Annotated in this window: 3 protein-coding genes; 1 reads left to right on the forward strand and 2 read right to left on the reverse strand. The window is 70.8% G+C overall.

The window, feature by feature from the left end:
- The coding region (locus tag AC2W7G_RS10950) for a (Fe-S)-binding protein (RefSeq protein WP_485868457.1) at positions 1–2,568 on the reverse strand (2,568 nt) is incomplete at its 3' end.
- A gap of 157 nt (positions 2,569–2,725) precedes the next feature.
- On the reverse strand, positions 2,726–3,271 hold the full coding sequence (locus AC2W7G_RS10955; protein WP_485868458.1) for an NUDIX hydrolase family protein: 546 nt from the start codon (positions 3,269–3,271) through the stop codon (positions 2,726–2,728).
- Between the two features lie 164 nt (positions 3,272–3,435).
- Between AC2W7G_RS10955 and AC2W7G_RS10960 the strand changes: the two genes are divergently transcribed.
- Positions 3,436–3,924 (forward strand): NAD(P)/FAD-dependent oxidoreductase (locus AC2W7G_RS10960; protein WP_485868459.1); only part of this gene is annotated, 489 nt, incomplete at its 3' end.

Raw genomic sequence — 3,924 nt, forward strand, 5'->3', positions numbered from 1 at the left:
GCTCACTCCTGCCCAAGCACCCGGCCTGGATCTCGCCACGGGCGATCGCGTCCGGGTGGTCGTGACACCCCCGCAGGGTGCGGAGATGCCTGAGGGCGTGCCGCAGTTCAGCGAGGCGACGTTGTGCTCGGCCGCGACCTGCTGGGCCTCGGCGCCGGCGCCGCTCTCGTCGGTGGCCGGATCGTTGAGCTCCTCGGCCACCTCCTCGGCGTCGTCGGCCTCGGTCACGCCGGACGTCGGGCTGCCGCCCTCGGCCTGCTCCTTGGCCGCCTCGGCGCCGACGCCCACGTCCTCGGGCTTCTCGACCGACTCGGCGTCGTCCTTCGCCTCCGGGCCGTCGGGCGCCGTGGACGCCGTGGCCGCGGCCGCGGTGGCCGCCTCGGCCTCGGCCACGACCGCCTGGTCGTCCTCGGCGCTCGGCTCGACCGGCGCGCGCTTGACCGACGCGAGCAGCATCTGCGCGACGTCGAGCACCTCGACCTCCTCGCGGGCCTCGCCGGCCGCCTGCTTGGCGGTCAGGCCGTCGCTGAGCATCACGCGGCAGAACGGGCAGCCGACCGCGATCTGGTCAGCGCCGGTGGCGACGGCCTCCTCGGTGCGGTTGACGTTGATCCGCGAGCCCAGCGTCTCCTCCATCCACATGCGCGCGCCGCCGGCGCCGCAGCAGAAGGACTTCTCGGAGTTGCGCGGCATCTCGGCGTACGTGGCGCCGGGGATGATCTGCAGCAGCTCGCGCGGCGCCTCGTAGACCTGGTTGTGGCGGCCCAGGAAGCACGGGTCGTGGTAGGTGATCTTCTTGCCCGCGGCCTCGCCGGCCGTCGGCGCCACCGGGGTCAGCTTCTTCTCGCGCACGAGGCGGTTGAGCAGCTGCGTGTGGTGGACGACCTCGAGCTCGACGCCGAACTCGCGGTACTCGTTCTTGAGCGTGTTGAAGCAGTGGGCGCAGGTGGAGACGACCTTCTTGACCTTCGTCTCCTTGAACACCTCGGCGTTCTGCATGGCCAGCTGCATGAACAGCACCTCGTTGCCCGCGCGACGGGCCGAGTCGCCCGAGCAGGTCTCGCCGTCGCCCAGGACGGCGAACGTCACGCCGGCCATGTCGAGCAGCTCGGCGACGGCCTGCGTCGTCTTCTTGGCGCGGTCCTCGTAGGCGCCGGCGCAGCCGACCCAGAACAGCCACTCGACCTCGTCGAGGTCCTCGACGTCCACGCCGACCTGCTTGACCTCGAAGTCGAGGTCCTTCGCCCACGCCATGCGGTCGCGCGGGTTCATGTTCCAGGGGTTCCCCTTGCGCTCGAGGCCCTTGAAGATGTTGTTGAGCTCGGCGGGGAAGTTGGACTCGACGAGCACCTGGTAGCGACGCATGTCGTCGATGTGGTCGACGTGCTCGATGTCGACGGGGCACTGCTGGACGCAGGCGCCGCAGTTGGTGCACGACCACAGCACGTCCGGGTCGATGACGCCGTACATGGACTCGTCGCCGATGAGCGGACGCTCGAGCTCGGCCTGCTCGGCCTCGGTGAGCGTGTCGCCGTCCTTCTGGAGCAGCGGGATCTTGGTGTAGGCGTGCTCGCGCAGGCCCATCATGAGCAGCTTGGGGCTCAGCGGCTTCTCGGTGTTCCAGGCCGGGCACTGGCTCTGGCAGCGACCGCACTCGGTGCAGGTCGTGAAGTCCAGGATGCCCTTCCAGCTGAAGTCCTCGACCTTGCCGACGCCGAGCTTGCCGAAGTCGTCCTCGTCGAGCTCCTCCATCGCCTCCATGTCGACGCGCTTGCCGTCGACGGTCATCGGCTTGAGGCCGCCCAGGGCCACGCGGCCGTCGGACTCGCGCTTGAACCAGATGTTGAACCAGGCCGTGAAGCGGTGCCAGGCGACGCCCATCGTGATGTTCTTGGAGATCGTGCCGAGCCAGACCATCGCCATGAGGATCTTGGCCGTGGCCAGCGCGTAGATGATGTTCTCGGCCGTGTGGTCGGAGATGTCGCCGTACAGCGAGCCGATGAACCAGGTCATCGGGAAGTGCGCCTTGGTGCCGTCGTGCAGCTGGTACTCGGCGCCGCGGATGAACAGGCCGGCCAGGCCCTCGCCGAGGATGATCGCCTCGACGAAGTACGCCTGCCAGAACGTCGAGCCGAAGAAGCGGCTCTTGCGCTCGAGGCGGCGCGGGTGGTTCCGCTGGCGCACGACGATCAGGTACAGGATGCCGATGACGGTCAGCCACGACAGCAGCTCGGTGGCCCACTCGAACGGGTACCACTCACCGACGATCCACAGCGTGAAGTGCGGGTCGAAGATCTGGAAGTAGGCCGTCGCGACCGCCGAGCTGAGGAAGATGAAACCGGCGAAGACCAGCCAGTGCATGATGCCGATCCACGTCCACTGGAGCATCCGGGTGTGGCCCAGGGTCTCCTTGAACATGTTCTTCCAGCGCGCGGCCTTGTTGTCCGTGCGGTTCAGCGCGGGGCCGCCGGCCCCGATCACCTGCCAGAAGCCGCGCAACGCCTGCGCGAACAGCCCGAGCGCGACGGCGGTCGCGACGAGCGAGAGAACGATGGCGGCGATGCGCATGGAGGTCCCCTTCCGGTGGGCCCGACGATCGATGTGCCGAGACTAATGCGCGGTGATCGGGCTCACCCGGTTAGGCATGCCACACTTGCCACGCAGTTATTACTCAGCGGTAACCCTACGTCGCCGTGCCCGACGGCACCAGGAGGGGGCCGGTGCGTCAGGCCGGAAGGGTGCCCAGCTGGGTCAGCACCTGGCGCAGCAGGTGGCCGCGGCCGCCCTCCATGTCGTCCAGGACCTCCGGCGACGCCGCCTCCTCGGGCGTCAGCCAGGTGAGCTCGAGCGCGTCCTGACGCGGCGCGCACTCGCCCGTGACCGGGACGACGTAGACCAGGGCCACGGCGTGCTGGCGGGTGTCGTGCAGCGGCGCGATGCCCGGGAGCGGGAAGAACTCGGCGACCGTCACCGGGGTGGTGCTCAGCGGCAGGCGCGGGAACGCGGTGGGGCCGAGGTCCTTCTCCAGGTTGCGCAGCAGCGCGCCGCGCAGGGACTCGCCGTGCATGACGCGGCCGGACACCAGCGTGCGCGTCATCGACCCCGTGGACGACGCACGGAGCAGGACGCCCACGTGCTCGACCCGGCCGTAGGAGTCGACGCGGACCGGCACGGCCTCGACGTACAGGATCGGGACCCGGCCGCGGGTCTCGTCCAGGGCGAACTCGGAGAGCCAGCCGGGGTTCGGGTCGGGCGTGCGCACGGACGACATGGCCACATTCTGTCCGAGCCGGGCAACCGCGGCCCGCCGGGCTGCGGCGCGTCGCGCGTCGGCTGCGTGACGGCGGCCTCGTCCGGACGGCACGATGAGCCCGTGAGCAGGACGTACGAGCGTGCCGCGCGCGCCGGGCTGGTCAACGGAGGCGTCTCCTTCTGGTGGGAGCAGGCGGCCTGCCGGCGCCCCGGCCCGGCCTCGACGGCGACCTGACGTGCGACGTCGCGGTCGTCGGTGGCGGGCTGACCGGGCTGTGGGCCGCGTACGAGCTGAGCCGGCTGGACCCGGCGCTGGACGTGGTGGTGCTCGAGGCCGAGTTCTGCGGCTACGGCGCGTCCGGTCGCAACGGCGGCTGGCTGTCGGCCGAGCTGGCCGGGAGCCGCGAGACGTACGCGAAGGCCGGTGGCCGCGACGGCGTCCTGCGCCTCGTCCTCGCGATGGAGCGGGCGGTCGACGACGTCCTGGCGGTGTGCGCCGAGGAGGGCGTCGAGGCCGACCAGGTGAAGGACGGCGTCCTCTACGTCGCCCCGCACCGCCGCCCACGGAGGAGCGCCTGCGCGCGTCGCTGGACGCCGACCGGGCCTGGGGGCCTCGGGGAGGACCACCGGGCGTCTGCTCGACGCCGACGAGCTCGCGGCGCGGGTCCGCGT

This window comes from Aeromicrobium sp. PFPM2_SD2, from assembly GCF_057364525.1.

Coding starts and splice junctions, on each gene's coding strand:
- AC2W7G_RS10955 (WP_485868458.1), bottom strand. CDS start 3,271: ATGTCGTCCGTGCGCACGCCCGACCCGAACCCCGGCTGGCTCTCCGAG.